Here is a 14,086-nt window from a genome sequence, read left to right as displayed (position 1 = left end):
GTAAACACAGAAACACTTTTCAAAAAGGGGGAATTCGATGAGTGGTGCGATCCAAACGAAAGCTCACCGACGAACGACGAAATGGCAACTTATACGCCGCCTTTTGTTATTGACGATTGGTGCCATCGTCTTCGCAATCGGTTTGAAAGGATTCCTTGTTCCGAATAATATCATCGATGGTGGGATTGTCGGAATTTCCATCATTGGGTCAAAACTGACGGATACGACACTTGCATTATGGCTCTTCTTTTTAAATATCCCGTTCATCTTTTTTGGTTATAAACAGATTGGTAAGACCTTTGCCCTGTCTACGCTTTATGCAATTTTCATCATGGCGGTCGCGACGAAATTACTCGAAGGCATCGGACCGATGACGAACGTCGATCTCCTTGCGACCGTCTTCGGTGGTTTAATTCTCGGAATTGGCGTCGGTATCGTCATCCGGGCCAGTGGATCGCTCGACGGAACGGAGATTCTTGCTGTTTCCTTCAGTCGCTCGACCCCCTTTTCCGTCGGTGAAATTGTAATGTTCTTTAACGTCTTCATCCTCGGAGCAGCCGGATTCGTCTTCGGTTGGGACCGGGCGATGTACTCGCTGATTACGTATTTCATTGCCTTCAAGACAATTGATGTCGTCATTGACGGACTCGATCAATCAAAGAGTGTATGGATCATTTCTGAGAACTACGAAGAAATCGGCCTTGCCATCATGGACCGGCTCGGTCGGAGCATGACGTACTTACACGGAGAAGGATCCTTTTCCGGAGATGATAAGAAAGTCATTTTTTGTGTCATCAGCCGGCTCGAAGAAACGAAATTAAAAGAAATCGTCCGCGACTTCGACGAACAGGCCTTCATCGCCATCGGCAACATTCATGACGTCCACGGTGGCCGCTTCAAGAAAAAAGATATTCATTAATTCACAGTTGTTCGAGAAAGGGAGTCGCGCCGTTGTTGAAGAAACATCGCAAGAAAATCATCGGGGGATTGATCCTCGTCATCGTTCTTTTGTTGATTGCTCTCGTCGGAATTTCTGCTTATGTCGGTTCGTCCTTAACGAAACCGGAACGGGAAGCATTGACGACGAATCCTAAAAAAGCAGAAAAACTGGCTTATGAAGACGTCTCCTTCCGCTCGCTAAAAGATCGCACGCGGCTATCCGGCTGGTGGATTCCGAGTGAGGATGCGAAACTGACAATCGTCTTTGCTCACGGCTATGGGAAAAACCGGGAACAGACGGATGTCCCCATCTTCCCGCTCTTCAAAAAATTTCATGATGCCGGCTATAACGTCTTAACATTTGATTTCCGCGGGTCCGGGATCTCGGAAGGAAAACGTGTCACGGTCGGGGCAAAAGAACAAGATGACTTGCTGACAGCTGTCAGCTATGCCAAATCACGTGCTTCAGAGCCGGTTGTTCTTTATGGTATCTCAATGGGCGCTTCGACTGCCCTTGTCACGGCTCCAAAAGCAGATGTCGCCGGTGTCATCGCGGATAGTCCGTTCAGTGATTTAGAAAATTATTTAGAAACGAACCTCCCCGTCTGGAGCGGGTTGCCGAACTTCCCGTTCACACCCGTCATCCTGCAAGTGACGCCTCCACTGACAGGGCTGAACCCGGAACGTGTCAAACCGATTGAAGCGATTCGACGGATTGATCTTCCCATCCTGATGATTCATGGCAAGGACGATGATGCGATTCCGGTCACGGAAAGCATGCGCCTTCAAAAAGCGGCGCCACATTCTGAGCTTTATGTGACGGAAAACGGCGGACATGTCCAGTCTTATGCCCATGACCGCAAAGCCTATGAAGACAAGGTCCTATCTTATTTAGAAGACATCAAATGATTTCACATCAATAATCGCAGCAACTCTTTAATTAAGGAACAGTCGCTGTACCTTCAATCTCTTAATCCAGAAAAAAGAGTCAATCCAAGCTGATCTTGTATCAGTAGGTTAGACTCTTTTTTGTTTGGGACGACTTCACTAAAATGATTCGAAGTAGAGAAAAACACGGCGACTACGCTCAGACCTTAGACAAATGCTTATGAAGCGTGAACATGCTATAACGAGATGCGATCCGTTCGCGCTTCCCTGTCTCGCCTCGTCTTCAAAGCGGCAATCGGTCACGCCGATACAGCAAAGCTGCAGGGTCGCGACCGATTGCTTTTCGCGGTTCTAAGCGATTCGAGACGGATTGCGCTCTAAACCGCCTGCATGCCTGGATTTCTGTCACGGTATTACCTAAAAAGCGTCACGTTTCGTTGACTCCTACGGGAAAAAGTGCGTTTTTAACGCACTTTCAGAGGCAGGCAAGACCCTGCTCGTTGTCCGCTAGAATCCAAGGAGCAACGGCTAGGAAAGCAACGAAAACAGACGCCTTCTCTCCCGATTGCACGTTGTCCACACGTTTAAACCCAGCTACTACACTGTTCAGAAACCGCGGCAGAACATTAAAGTTCCGGACTCTTGCTAACGACAAAAAACACTTACCCACACGCCTCATCCTGCCAAGCGTCATGTGTAAGTGTTTCTCTTTTAGTCAGTTCATTATCGTTTTAAAACCACACTTCCGACGATTTTCAAGACTTCTGGTCGACTGAGCTTCTCTTTTCCCCGAGCGAGCGCATCCAGCGTTCCATGTGCGAGGGCAAGTGGAATCTTACAAAATTCGTAGATCGTCGTCTCTTTCGGAATCGACGCGAGATACAAATCCGCTTCTGCCAAGTTATCCTGCGCGTACGTAAACATCGTCTCCGTCGTCCAACCGGGTGGGAAGTATCCGACACCGCGTTCTGCATCTTCTTGTTGGTTCCGTAAGATGTTAACTGCTTGGAGTCCCCGACCAAAACCAATCGCCTGTTGTTTATCCGTGACGATACCCGCTTTCCAGTACCAAATATCTGACAACATGACACCGACGAGTCCCGCAACATAATACGTGTACTCATCAAGATCCGCTTCCGTTTCGACCGTCCAATCACGTTCTGCCCAGACGGCCATCCCTTCTGCCATCTCTGCCGTCGATTCAAGAACTTTCGCTCGGATACCACTCGGGCAGTAGGCAATCCATTCTGAAAGACGAAGTGTCACTTCCGGCAACTGATTTGCATACGGTGCAATCAATGCTTGATAAGCAGCTCCCGAAAACGTTCCACGCATCTGGAGGGCCGTCTCCCGAAGGAGCGTCGTCTTGACGTCTGTCGGCAAGTCTTCATGGTCCTCAATCTCATCAATCGCACGCATGCACAGGTAGGCAGACCCGACTGCCTCTTGCAGTTCTTGCGATAGGCGACTGATTGGTATATAAAAGGTTCGGCTCGTCGCTTTTAGTACACGATTCGCATCTTTTTTCAGCTGCTTCGTCTCATTCATTGCTTACACTCCCTCTTTGTCTAAAAAGGTTTCTTTTCTCTACATTACTATACACGATTCGAAAGGAATGAGCATTTTTTTCGTAGAAATGAAAAAAACTTCTTTTGGTCGCGTGCGCACAAAAGAAGTTCACCTCATTATTCAGAACGCTGTTTTAACAACTGACTCATCAATCCGGTACTTCGAGATGCTTCCGCATTTTCATCTTGGATTGCAAGATAAATTTCTTTCCGATGGATGTCGATGTGACGCGGCGCATCGATTCCGAGTTTGATTTGGTCCCCTTCGATTGCAAGAACCGTCAACTCGATATCATCCCCGATTTGAATCGCTTCCCCCGTTTTACGTTTTAAGACGAGCATCAGCGACCACCTACTTCCGTTAGACTACCAATCACATGCCGGTTTGAATACGTTTCATCAAGGATGACTTGTTTCGCTTGCCGACGTTTCGTCTCCATTACGAACGGTGCGCGTAAGTTCGTCGTCGACTCCTCGAACCGTTCACGTAACGTGACCGTCGTATAGACAGCGACTTGTGCCGTATCTTGGATACCGAGTTGTTCTTTCGCTGATTCTGGTAATTCAAAGACATACTCCGGATCAATCCAAAACGGATTCGTCACGACGAATGCGCATTCCGTTTGATCAATCGATTGGAAGGACCAGAACGGAATGCCTTCTCCGAACGGTAATAAGATAAAACGACGTGCCTCTGGAAAACCGGGTACTTCGGAAGCGAACGTGATGATTTCACTTTCCTCGATTTGAACCGTTCCAAAAAAATCTGTTTCGATATGCATGTGATTATCCTTCCCCATCGAATATGCCGCCGACTGGCCACATATCCAGTTGATTTTGTTCCCGTAGGTAAATTTCTGTCGTGCCTGGCGTGACGTTTAATTCCGGTCGATGTATCTCAACATCGATTTGCGGTTTTTGCGCCGTATAGTTGACACGCACCTCTGCCGGTGTGTAATTGATTTTGACCCGGTCGAGACTGCGTGGCGTAAAGCCGAGCGTCGTCACTTCTGCCGGTGGTGCTTGCCGGGATGTCGCGATGCGAGCAACGGCATCTCCCCGTTGCTCGATCCGCATCAACTGATCCCCTTCAGCTGCTGCCCGCCCGACTGCTTGTTGTCCCATTTGTCGTCCGTAATCAGCATAACGCTGAACGGATTCAAATGCCGGGATTCGTCCGATTTCAATCCATGCCTGGGATGAATCAATTTCGAGTCGTGCCGCGACCGTTTCGAGCGACAGCTCGCCTTTCGGTTGCTCGATTGACAAGGAGGCTTGTTGTTGGTGTTGTTCAAGCGTCGCCCGTGTCGTATTGATACCGATTTTAGCAGACGTTTGACGCATTTCAAGATGCGGAAGGTTCATCTCCCGTCACCTCCTTAACGTAGGAAATCGAGTAGTGTCGGTTGAATGATTCGCGCACCGGCACTGAGTGCGGCCCGGTGAAGCGTCTCGTACGATTTGAGTTCCATGATGACTTTTTCCGCTTCGATGTCTTCGTTATCCGACATGACGGATTTCGCGATGATTTCTTGATCTTCAAGGCGTGACGCATTCAGTTCAAGACGATTGACGCGTGCTCCGAGATCCGCTCGTGTCTCGACCGTTTGATTCAGCATCGTGTCTAAATCCTTTAGCATCCCTGACAACTCGGCTCCATTGTTTGAGCTATCGACGGCTCCCGTGTCTGAGACACCACCAAGCGCATCATATAATTTTTTTAGTGTTGTAAACGTCTCTGCGCTAAACACGCTCGTCGGCGAGACATTGACCTGGACTTCGATTCCTGACGACACTTCATAGCGGATTACTTCGCTGTCTTTACCGGCCGGGTTTCCGTCCGTAAAGACCGTATCGACAGACTTACCGGGCGTCGCTAAATACTCTTTTAGACCTTCCATCGAAACGAACGGTTGATCCGTCTTCGTTCCGTTGAAGATGACTTTTTCATTGTATTTCGTGTTGGCGAGTGTCCCGATGTGTTCAATCAGCTGCCCGACCTCACTTTGAATTGCTTTTCGTTGTGTCGCGTCATACGTATCCGTTGCTGCTTGCGTCGTCAATTCACGAACACGACTCATCGCTGACGTCACTTCGTTCAGTGCCGAATCGGTTAAGTCCATCCAACCTGTCGCTTCGTTGACGTTCTTTTTGAACTGTTCGACTTCACGGACTTCTGTCCGGTAACGGATTCCTTGCATCGCGACGACGGGGTCTTCCGAGGGACGTTGGATTTTTTTACCGCTGATCAATTGCTCTTGTAATGTGCTTAATTTTTGGTAGCTTGACGATAAGTGTCCGATATTCGTTTTCGTCAGCATCGTTTGCGTTACTCTCATTTAGTCATCACCGTCCTACGATTCCCATACCGTTGATGATCTTATCGAGCATCTCATCAACCGTCGTGATATTACGCGCTGCCGCGTTGTAAGCATGTTGGTACTGAATCATCATCGTCATCTCTTCATCGATTGAGACAGCCGAGACTGACATACGGCGCTGTTCCGCGCTTTCCATCAAGACGGCCGAGCTTTGCCCGAGTCGCGCGACTTGGTCGGTCGCGACCGCCATGTCACCGATGACGTTTTGATAAAAGGAACCGATTGTCGTTGTCGTATCCGACTGGTCGAAACGAATGCTTGCCGTCTTCATGTTGGCGAGCTTCAAGGCACCGGCGCTGTCCCCGATGTTTCCATCCGTCGACGTCGCGATGTTATCGAGACTCCTCTTGATTTCGCTTCCTAGTGCGATCGTCTTCGCTGTGATCGGACCGTTGGATGAACCGAAAAATTCGTTTGTCCCATTCGTCCCGTCTTTTTTAAGATTCCCTGCGTGGGCTGTGTTGAAGGCTTCGGCAAATGTTGCTGCCATCTCATCGAGGTGCCCTTGCATGTTGACGTATTCGCCCGTTGCTTGACCATTCTCGACATGACCATACATCTCAATCAGACCGATTAGCCGTCCTGATGAGAAGCCGCCTGCTGTGTCAAATGAAATCGTTTGTGAATCTGTTTTAAACCCTGTATAGAGTCCGTTCGCATCGGTCGTGAACGTGAGTGTCCCGGCCTTCGGTAAATCCGAGTCGACTGCAAGCAACTTATCGCCGTTCGGTAGTTTAATCCGGACATCGATTCGTCCTTCTGCCGTTTTGACGGTATTTCCGAGCTGCCCTTGCTGGATCGCATCGCTGTCGACGGAGACTTTTTCAAAGTCGACATATTCAGCGAGCTCATCAAAGTAACGGTCCCGCTCATCGTATAGCGCATTCGGTAAGACGCCGAGCGGCTCAACCGTATGGATTTCCGCATTGATATTGTGAATTTTTTTGAACAAATCGTTGACTTTTTTCGTCGAGACGTCGATTTCGCTTTTCAGGTCGCCTTGCACTTGATTAAGCGCCTTCGCCATGTAGTTGAACGTTTGCGTCAAGGTTTCTGCTTTTTGACGGACGACACTGCGCGCCCCGGAATCTTGCGGATTCGTCGACAGTGTTTGAAGCGACTCCCAAAATCCATCAAAAGCTTTTGATAGACCGGTATCCGACGGTTCATTGATGATGTCTTCCATTCGGCCGAATGCCGCTTCTTTCGTACCATAGTACGATGTCTTCGTCGCTTCGTCGCGATACTGTTTATCGAGCATCACGTCACGCACCCGTTCAAGCAATTCCCCTTTGACCCCTGTGCCGATTTGCCCCATCTTGCCCGTTCCGATCGACATCGAGAGTTGCTCTGTCGTCGCCATGATTAAGCGCTGACGTGAAAAACCAGCCGTTCCGGCGTTCGCAATATTGTTTCCTGTGGATTGGAGCGCCCATTGGTTCGTCGTCAGTGCCCGACGTCCTGTCTCAAGCCCCATAAAAGTTGATGCCATTCGTCTACCTCCTTAAGCATTCCGGTTGAAGTGTGTGCGGTCGAGTGCGGACTGACCATATGTAAAATCATCGGCTTCCGGGATCAGCAATTGTAAGTGCCAATCGAGATAATGAAGCGATTGTTCGAGTAATTCAGCGTTCAGGTCGTTCAGTCGTTTGAGTTGACCGATCGTCTGTAACAAGCGGCGTAATGAAGCGACATCCTCCGGGTGATCTTGTAACCACTCGGTCATCGTCACCTGTCCCATCCGTTCAAGCCGTTGTTGTTCGAGCTGTTCAATCCGTTTCAGATGTACCGGTTCTTCTTTGACGATTTGTGAGAGTCGCTTCATATCATTTTGAATCAAAATTGTCTTTTTTTCTTTTGCAAGATCCAATAAAGCATCGTGCTCACTTACGAGTTGTTCAAGGATTTCCATCCGATTGCCTCCTCACAGTTTGCTCTTCATATAAAAAGCGACCCGCGCATCCGTGCCCCGAGTCGCCTCTACTGTCATAGTTGTCCCTCTTACAAGTTCAAAAAACGCTCCGCGATTTTTTTCGCGTCTGGTTTATAGGTTCCATCCTGAATGGCTTGACGAAGGGATTCGATTTTTTCGGTCCGTGATGTTGGTGTCTCATTGAAACGCGCACGCGCTTCACTCGAGATTGTCACTTCATCCGGCCGATTCGTACGTTTTGCTTCTGTTCCTTCTACTGCTTGATTTCTTTCGTACGCTTTAGGCATATTCACCCATTTCGTAGAATCAATTCGCATGTGAACACCTGCTTTCTAGATTACAAGATTCTTAATTCATGTTCGATACGTTCTCGGTTTCGAAGGGGCAGAAGAATCTAGCATCGCTTGGGCGAGGTCGCGTCGTAATTTCTCACGACAATCGGCACAAATCGTACCGTCACGGGAAGGTTTCCCGCAACTCTCACACGTGATTTCCATCTGTGTGATTTCTGACATCAGTAAACGCCCATCCCTAATGTACCGGAGGACTGTTTCTCGTTTGACCCCGACCGCTTGCTCAACATCAATAGGTGAGGTTCGGATTTTCCGCCGTTCTCGCAGGAACTCACGCACCTTCTCAAAATCAGTATGATCTTTCCTAATGCAATCGATGCACAGGTCAGAAGATTGACGAACAAATAATTTCCCGCAAGATTTGCAGTTTAACACATCCATTTCCTTCACCTCATTATGAATATCGGCAGAAATGAAGAATTCTTAAACACTTCGAAATAAAGTTACGGCAGAAATTTCTTTTGCACCTGCTTCACGTAGTCGCAAAGCCGCTTGATGCAAGGTCGTTCCCGTCGTATACACATCATCGACGAGTAAAATCGTTTTCCCCTCGACGGAAGTGATCACTTCATACGGATTGGTCCGAGACAGGCGCTCTCGCCTCGCCTTGCGACTTTGCGCTGGACCATCTGAACGTGCCAAACACAATGTGACCTTTCCACGCATCATCCGGGCGATGCCTTCCGCCTGATTGAAACGCCGTTCGCTCAGTCGCTCTCGACTGAGCGGAATCGGCACAATGAAATCCTGTTTCACTTTTACCTTCTTCAGCTCTTCTTTAAACACGTCCAACAGCGCCGTATCCCCTAAAAACTTATAGCGCTTCAAAAAATCCTTTGCGGTTGCCTCATATAAAAATAATGGGTCCGTCTTCAAATCATAACCGAGTCGCCGCCACTGCTGACAATCGCTGCAAAGGGTGAGACCCGGTTTTCCACAATCCGTGCATTCCCCTCTTTTTACAAACTTTATTTTACAGGTTCGACATACCGTTTGCCTAGTCCATACGTTCGACAATGACCAGCTCGGTAAAAAAAATTGTTGGCAAAGCAGACAATTCATCGGAAACCCTCCCGGTTCGCACGCTGAATATCAGCGATTGCTTCGTATAACGCATTCGATCGATCATTTGCGAAAAAGATGACGTCCCCACTCGGGAAATCGACATCTCGCCCGACACGTCCACTGATTTGAATCAATGCCGCTGCCGTAAACGACACGTCTGCATCGACGACCGCGACTTGGACGTTCGAAAAGGTGACGCCACGTTCTAAAATCGTTGTCGTCAATAAAATCGTTGCTGTCGTCCGAAAGCGTTCGACCTTAACGATCCGGCCAGGATCTGCCGCGTGGACCGTTTCAGCCGTTAATCCCGCTTGTTCGAGTCGCTCCTGCCATAACGCGAGTACGGCAACGGTCGGCACAAAGACGAGTCGTGGTTTGTCTGCGTGACTGTGAAGCCATTCAATCAAATGGGCTGGTGTATAGGAAAAGTGGAGTTGCGGAACGGGTAACGGGAAGCCGTGATACCGCCGCATCAGGCGGACGGTCGGCAGGCGTTTGTTCCTAAAGGAAGGGGTTGCACTGAGAAGGATGAGTGATGCCGCGCTGCACATCACCCGTTTGACGTAGCGATGTAGCGTCCGGTCCGTACTATAGGGAAAGGCATCGACCTCATCGATGAAGACGACGTCAAAGCAAGCACGGTAATGAATCAATTGATGGGTCGTACTGATCGTGATATCTCCGAGCTGAAGACGTTCCTCCGAGCCGCCGAACAACGAGACGATTCGCGCGTCCAAAAAAGCACGTTTGACGTGTAACGTTAATTCTCGGACGACATCCGCCCGTGGCGTCGTGATGAGGACACGTTTCTTCAGACGCAGTGCCGTCTCGATGCCGGGAAACAGCATTGGTGTTTTTCCGGCACCGCAGACAGCGTGGACGAGCAAACGTCCTTGTTGCTCAATCGTTCGTTCAATCGTCGTCGCAACCCGTTGTTGGTCGGGTGTTAATGCGAGCACCTCGTGCCGACTCGGCAGGACGGAATCAAGCGGACGGGCATCCGTGACGAGCGTATCACACGTTCTTAATTTACCGAAGATGAGGCAGTGCCGACAATAGTAACAGCGTTTCCCGCATGTACATGGTCCGCGTGTCGGCAGTCCCCCGCATCGTTGACACCGCCACGTCACAGCAGGGTACCGACGTTCATTCGAACCAAGCGAAACCTTTACTTGATCGCTCGGAATCAGGCGTCCTCGAATATCCATGACTCACTCCCTTTCTTGATGAGACTCCCCTTCCTTTCGTCAGTCTTGCGTGCGCTTCCTGCCGGCAGTGTAAAGACCAGTCAAAAAAGAAAGAACATCCCATTGAAGTGATGTTCTTTCCCGGTGCAACACTTGTTTCATTAATCCGCTTTGTACCACGTGATCCCGATCGCACCAGGACCAAGGTGTGTCCCGATAACCGGACCGAACACGCTCATTTCAATTTGCGCTTTCGGGAACCGTTGCTCGAGTACTTCGATTTCAGCACGTGCTTTGGCATCGTCTTCGGCATGGATGACACCGATGACATATCCTGCACCCTCATTATGAATCGTATCTTCCATCATCTCTTCAATCCGTTTAACCGCCCGTTTGAACGTCCGAATCTTTTCGAACGGAACGATTTTCCCATCGACGAAATGAAGAACCGGTTTAATCTTTAAGAAAGAACCAACGACGGCTTGCGTCATACTGAGACGTCCGCCCCGTTGTAAATGCTCTAAATCATCAACGACGAAATACGCACGAATCATCCCTTTAAGATCTTCAAGACGTGCGACGATTTCTGTTGCCGTCGCCCCGGCATCACGCATCCGGACAGCCTCCTTCACTAAGAATGCTTGCGGCATACATGAAATTCGTGAGTCGACCGGGTGAACTTGAACGTGATCCACCATCATATTAATGGTATGTAAAGCTTGATACGTTCCACTAATCCCGCTTGATAACGTAATTCCGATGATATCCGTTCCCGCCGGTAGTCGTTCAAAGGCATCCGTGATGTCACCGATGTTCGGCTGCGAAGTCGTTGGCAGACTTCCCGTTTGAATCTTCGCATAAAACTCAGGGACTGAGATATCGAACCCTTCCCGGTATGCGTCACCATCAAAAATGACGCTGAGCGGTGCGACATGAACATTATTTTCTTCACAATAGGTAGTTGGCAGATAGGCTGTACTATCCGTTAAAATCACAATCTGGCTCATCCGTGAATTTCCTCGCTTTTAAGAGTTCCGTCGTGACTTGTAATTTTCTGACACGTCACAATCGTTATTAAGTGTATCATAGTTCATTTCGATACAAAAACAAAGACGGCGCCGCTTTGGCAACCGTCTTTTTATTATACGACGACGACCCAGCCGCGTCGGATTGCTTCGACGACAGCACCTGTCCGGTCGGGTACATTCATTTTCCGCAAAATTGAGGAAACATGATTTTTGACTGTTTTCTCACTGATATAGAGCGTATCACTAATCGCCCGGTTCGAGAAACCGTCAGCAAGCAACTGCAGTACTTCGCACTCACGACGCGTCAAGACGTGTAACGGCGCTTCCGCGACACGTTTTTCAATCGGTTGGGAAGACATCGTTTGTTTCATCTTCATCAAACGACGGTACTCTTGCAAAAGGTTTGGTGTGACTTTCGGGTGGACGTATCCCCCTTCGCGATAGACGGAACGAATCGCATTCACGAGTTCATCCGTCGCCATTTCTTTCAGAAGATAACCAACCGCTCCTGCGCCTAACGCGTGCATGACGTACGTTTCATCGTCATGAATCGACAAAATGATGACGCGGACATCCGGATGGACCTCCATGAGACGTTTTGTCGCTTCAACACCATTGACTTGCGGCATATTAATATCCATTAAGACGATATCCGGTTGATGGGCTTCGACGAGTGGAATCACTTCCGCTCCGCTCGCCCCTTCTGCGACAACGATGAATTCTTCTTCAAAATCAAGAATCCGTTTGACGCCTTCCCGGAATAACTGATGATCGTCGATGATGACTACTTTTACTTGCTCGTTATTCACTGTGTTTCCCCTCTCGCTTCGGATTCTTCGATCGGAATCCCTACCTTGATGACCGTCCCTTTATCTGGTTTCGTTTCGATTTCAAACGAACCATCAATCAATTCAATTCGCTCACGCATGCCAACAAGTCCGAACGACTCATCGCACGAAGCAAAAATTTCATCAAAGTCAAACCCGATCCCATTGTCCTTCACATGAATACGGACAGAATGTTGATACTGTTCTATGATAATACGAATGTCACTCGCTTTGGAATGCTTAACTGCATTTTGGACGGCTTCTTGAACAATTCGGAAGACAGCGACTTCATACGTCGACTCAATCCGCTCCCCACCGCCAAGATAATTAAAATGAATCGGAATGTTCGAAATTTCCTGCATATGACGAAGATAACGCTCGAGTGTCGGAACAAATCCAAGATCATCGAGTGTCATCGGACGTAAATCATAAATGATCCGGCGAATATCCGCGAGCCCGTCACGAATCAAGATCCGGAGGCGATGTATTTCTTCAAAGGCTGCTTCTGCTCCGTTATGCTGGTGAATCTTTTCAATCAAATCTGCACGAATCAAAACGTGAGCAAGCGTTTGTGCTGGTCCATCGTGCATGTCTCGAGATAAGCGCCGTCGCTCATTCTCAGCCGACTGAAATACTTTTAAACCCATCTCTTGTTTTTGCATCGCCTTTTCATACTTTTCATTCATGACCTGCATATCGTCCGTCAAAAAATTCAGGACAACCGAGACGCGACTGATCAGCATATCGGCTCGCTCAATCGTCTCATCAAGGTGGACTAAGCGACGCTCGAGTTCATCCCGCCGCTTTCGGCAGTTCATTTCATCCCGTTGGTTAATGAACGACTCGAGTTGAAGGGCATTCGCCGTTTCGTAGGCGCTTCTGACGTCTTGTTCGGAGTAATGATCGAAGTTCTTGCTGACGACGACGAGTCGTGCTTTTGAATCCTTGATCAGTCGTTCCAGTCGTTCGGCTTCTTTAATATAGTCATGAACACGCGTCTTCAAATCCCGTAACTCCTGTTGGATTTCTGCGTATTGTTCTCTTGAATCTTCTGTAATTCGAACGATTTCTTCCCGACTTTCTTCTACGACACCAATGATGTTCTGTACGATATCATTCAAGGACAGCCGCTCCCTCATCTCATTCGTCATGCTACTCCCTCCAGTCCCCGTGGTTGTCTCTCTCCCGATTCGTCGTTATGCTAGAAAGAACTAGTTAACGAGGAGGACATTTTTGATTATGTCATTATTTAATTATTATACAGTAAAAGAAAATGGTTTCCATGAAATCATTATACAAAAGTCACGATTTATTACATATTTAGCACGTGCCACCTCTGAGCAAGAAGCACAGGGCTTCATCACGGCGATTAAAAAGCAACACCATGACGCCAATCACAATTGTTCAGCGTACGTCATCGGTGAACGAAATGACATTCAAAAAGCGAATGATGATGGTGAACCGAGTGGAACGGCCGGCGTTCCGATGCTCGAAGTGTTGAAAAAACGTAATCTCCGGAATACGGTTGTCGTCGTCACCCGCTACTTCGGAGGAATCAAGCTCGGTGGCGGTGGTTTAATCCGTGCTTACGGCACAAGTGTCTCCGAAGGATTGAACACAATCGGCGTCATCGAACGCGTCTCCCACGACCTCCTTGAAGTGACGGTCGATTACACATGGCTCGGAAAATTAGAAAATGAACTCCGGGCGACGCGTCACCTCATCGACCAAATCCATTACCTCGATCATGTTCAAATCGACGTCCTCGTCAATTCAGACGATGTCGCCCCATTCATCGAGTGGATGACGAACTTGACGAATGGGCAAGCGAAGATACACGAAAATGGTTCTCGCTACATCGAGCACGATGTGACCTGACGTGACATTCTGTCTCGACCTGCTATACTGTTTGTAAAG

The 14,086-nt window shown here is 48.6% G+C and carries 17 protein-coding genes; 3 read left to right on the top strand and 14 right to left on the bottom strand.

Translation table 11 applies throughout. The features are described from left to right. The first annotated feature begins 37 nt into the window (after window positions 1-37). Both KNP98_RS00905 and KNP98_RS00900 read left to right on the top strand, forming a co-directional pair. Window positions 38-919: a YitT family protein gene (locus KNP98_RS00905; protein ID WP_088837786.1), complete on the top strand. Its 882-nt coding sequence runs from the start codon at window positions 38-40 to the stop codon at window positions 917-919. 32 nt (window positions 920-951) lie between these two features. Further along, window positions 952-1,848, top strand: coding sequence for an alpha/beta hydrolase (locus tag KNP98_RS00900; RefSeq protein ID WP_088837787.1), 897 nt, complete (start codon window positions 952-954; stop codon window positions 1,846-1,848). Between the two features lie 702 nt (window positions 1,849-2,550). Here KNP98_RS00900 and KNP98_RS00895 read toward each other — a convergent pair. From KNP98_RS00895 to KNP98_RS00830, 14 genes are all read right to left on the bottom strand, one after another. After that, window positions 2,551-3,375: a squalene/phytoene synthase family protein gene (locus tag KNP98_RS00895; protein WP_214810557.1), complete on the bottom strand. Its 825-nt coding sequence runs from the start codon at window positions 3,373-3,375 to the stop codon at window positions 2,551-2,553. Between the two features lie 137 nt (window positions 3,376-3,512). Next, on the bottom strand, window positions 3,513-3,737 hold the full coding sequence (gene csrA / locus KNP98_RS00890) for a carbon storage regulator CsrA (protein WP_029331452.1): 225 nt from the start codon (window positions 3,735-3,737) through the stop codon (window positions 3,513-3,515). After that, window positions 3,737-4,177 carry a flagellar assembly protein FliW gene (gene fliW / locus KNP98_RS00885; RefSeq protein ID WP_239456754.1) on the bottom strand — a complete coding sequence of 147 codons (441 nt, stop codon included), beginning with the start codon at window positions 4,175-4,177 and terminating at the stop codon, window positions 3,737-3,739. Before fliW ends, csrA begins: the two co-directional genes overlap by 1 nt. A gap of 4 nt (window positions 4,178-4,181) precedes the next feature. Continuing rightward, the gene (locus tag KNP98_RS00880; protein ID WP_088837790.1) at window positions 4,182-4,760 is read right to left on the bottom strand and encodes a DUF6470 family protein; all 579 of its coding nucleotides are present in this window, start codon (window positions 4,758-4,760) and stop codon (window positions 4,182-4,184) included. A 14-nt stretch (window positions 4,761-4,774) separates the two neighbouring features. Then, on the bottom strand, window positions 4,775-5,734 hold the full coding sequence (flgL, locus tag KNP98_RS00875) for a flagellar hook-associated protein FlgL (protein ID WP_029331458.1): 960 nt from the start codon (window positions 5,732-5,734) through the stop codon (window positions 4,775-4,777). A 7-nt stretch (window positions 5,735-5,741) separates the two neighbouring features. Continuing rightward, entirely contained in the window at window positions 5,742-7,268 is a 1,527-nt protein-coding gene (gene flgK, locus KNP98_RS00870; protein ID WP_214768855.1) for a flagellar hook-associated protein FlgK, read from the bottom strand. 12 nt (window positions 7,269-7,280) lie between these two features. Beyond that, on the bottom strand, window positions 7,281-7,688 hold the full coding sequence (locus tag KNP98_RS00865; protein WP_088837792.1) for a flagellar protein FlgN: 408 nt from the start codon (window positions 7,686-7,688) through the stop codon (window positions 7,281-7,283). A gap of 89 nt (window positions 7,689-7,777) precedes the next feature. Continuing rightward, window positions 7,778-8,026 carry a flagellar biosynthesis anti-sigma factor FlgM gene (gene flgM / locus KNP98_RS00860; RefSeq protein ID WP_088837793.1) on the bottom strand — a complete coding sequence of 83 codons (249 nt, stop codon included), beginning with the start codon at window positions 8,024-8,026 and terminating at the stop codon, window positions 7,778-7,780. 36 nt (window positions 8,027-8,062) lie between these two features. Then, window positions 8,063-8,224 carry a hypothetical protein gene (locus tag KNP98_RS00855; RefSeq protein ID WP_159173375.1) on the bottom strand — a complete coding sequence of 54 codons (162 nt, stop codon included), beginning with the start codon at window positions 8,222-8,224 and terminating at the stop codon, window positions 8,063-8,065. Window positions 8,225-8,485: 261 nt separating this feature from the next. Then, complete coding sequence (locus KNP98_RS15995; RefSeq protein WP_353048579.1) at window positions 8,486-8,848, bottom strand: ComF family protein; 363 nt, start codon at window positions 8,846-8,848, stop codon at window positions 8,486-8,488. A gap of 272 nt (window positions 8,849-9,120) precedes the next feature. Next, a complete protein-coding gene (locus KNP98_RS00845) occupies window positions 9,121-10,335 on the bottom strand; it encodes a helicase-related protein (RefSeq protein ID WP_214810555.1) in 1,215 nt (404 codons plus the stop codon). 140 nt (window positions 10,336-10,475) lie between these two features. Beyond that, complete coding sequence (locus KNP98_RS00840) at window positions 10,476-11,321, bottom strand: DegV family protein (protein WP_214810553.1); 846 nt, start codon at window positions 11,319-11,321, stop codon at window positions 10,476-10,478. A gap of 134 nt (window positions 11,322-11,455) precedes the next feature. Next, window positions 11,456-12,151, bottom strand: coding sequence for a response regulator (locus KNP98_RS00835; RefSeq protein ID WP_088837798.1), 696 nt, complete (start codon window positions 12,149-12,151; stop codon window positions 11,456-11,458). Then, complete coding sequence (locus tag KNP98_RS00830; RefSeq protein WP_088837799.1) at window positions 12,148-13,320, bottom strand: sensor histidine kinase; 1,173 nt, start codon at window positions 13,318-13,320, stop codon at window positions 12,148-12,150. Before KNP98_RS00830 ends, KNP98_RS00835 begins: the two co-directional genes overlap by 4 nt. Window positions 13,321-13,408: 88 nt before the next feature. On the opposite strand from KNP98_RS00830, the gene KNP98_RS00825 reads away from it, so the two are divergent. Continuing rightward, window positions 13,409-14,047, top strand: a complete 639-nt coding sequence (locus tag KNP98_RS00825; RefSeq protein WP_088837800.1) for a YigZ family protein — start codon at window positions 13,409-13,411, stop codon at window positions 14,045-14,047. Window positions 14,048-14,086 lie beyond the last annotated feature (39 nt).

This window comes from Exiguobacterium sp. s127, from assembly GCF_018618695.1.
GTDB lineage: Bacteria > Bacillota > Bacilli > Exiguobacteriales > Exiguobacteriaceae > Exiguobacterium_A > Exiguobacterium_A oxidotolerans.
Note: the sequence above shows the minus strand (reverse complement) of the source record. Positions and strands in the feature narration are given on the sequence as shown.

What these genes read in the sequence shown, in the direction of transcription:
- KNP98_RS00905 (WP_088837786.1), top strand. Translation starts at nt 38, where the DNA reads ATGAGTGGTGCGATCCAAACGAAAGCTCACCGACGAACGACGAAATGG.
- KNP98_RS00895 (WP_214810557.1), bottom strand. Translation starts at nt 3,375, where the DNA reads ATGAATGAGACGAAGCAGCTGAAAAAAGATGCGAATCGTGTACTAAAA.
- csrA (WP_029331452.1), bottom strand. Translation starts at nt 3,737, where the DNA reads ATGCTCGTCTTAAAACGTAAAACGGGGGAAGCGATTCAAATCGGGGAT.
- fliW (WP_239456754.1), bottom strand. Translation starts at nt 4,177, where the DNA reads ATGCATATCGAAACAGATTTTTTTGGAACGGTTCAAATCGAGGAAAGT.
- KNP98_RS00880 (WP_088837790.1), bottom strand. Translation starts at nt 4,760, where the DNA reads ATGAACCTTCCGCATCTTGAAATGCGTCAAACGTCTGCTAAAATCGGT.
- flgL (WP_029331458.1), bottom strand. Translation starts at nt 5,734, where the DNA reads ATGAGAGTAACGCAAACGATGCTGACGAAAACGAATATCGGACACTTA.
- flgK (WP_214768855.1), bottom strand. Translation starts at nt 7,268, where the DNA reads ATGGCATCAACTTTTATGGGGCTTGAGACAGGACGTCGGGCACTGACG.
- KNP98_RS00865 (WP_088837792.1), bottom strand. Translation starts at nt 7,688, where the DNA reads ATGGAAATCCTTGAACAACTCGTAAGTGAGCACGATGCTTTATTGGAT.
- flgM (WP_088837793.1), bottom strand. Translation starts at nt 8,026, where the DNA reads ATGCGAATTGATTCTACGAAATGGGTGAATATGCCTAAAGCGTACGAA.
- KNP98_RS00855 (WP_159173375.1), bottom strand. Translation starts at nt 8,224, where the DNA reads ATGTCAGAAATCACACAGATGGAAATCACGTGTGAGAGTTGCGGGAAA.
- KNP98_RS00845 (WP_214810555.1), bottom strand. Translation starts at nt 10,335, where the DNA reads ATGGATATTCGAGGACGCCTGATTCCGAGCGATCAAGTAAAGGTTTCG.
- KNP98_RS00840 (WP_214810553.1), bottom strand. Translation starts at nt 11,321, where the DNA reads ATGAGCCAGATTGTGATTTTAACGGATAGTACAGCCTATCTGCCAACT.
- KNP98_RS00830 (WP_088837799.1), bottom strand. Translation starts at nt 13,320, where the DNA reads ATGACGAATGAGATGAGGGAGCGGCTGTCCTTGAATGATATCGTACAG.
- KNP98_RS00825 (WP_088837800.1), top strand. Translation starts at nt 13,409, where the DNA reads ATGTCATTATTTAATTATTATACAGTAAAAGAAAATGGTTTCCATGAA.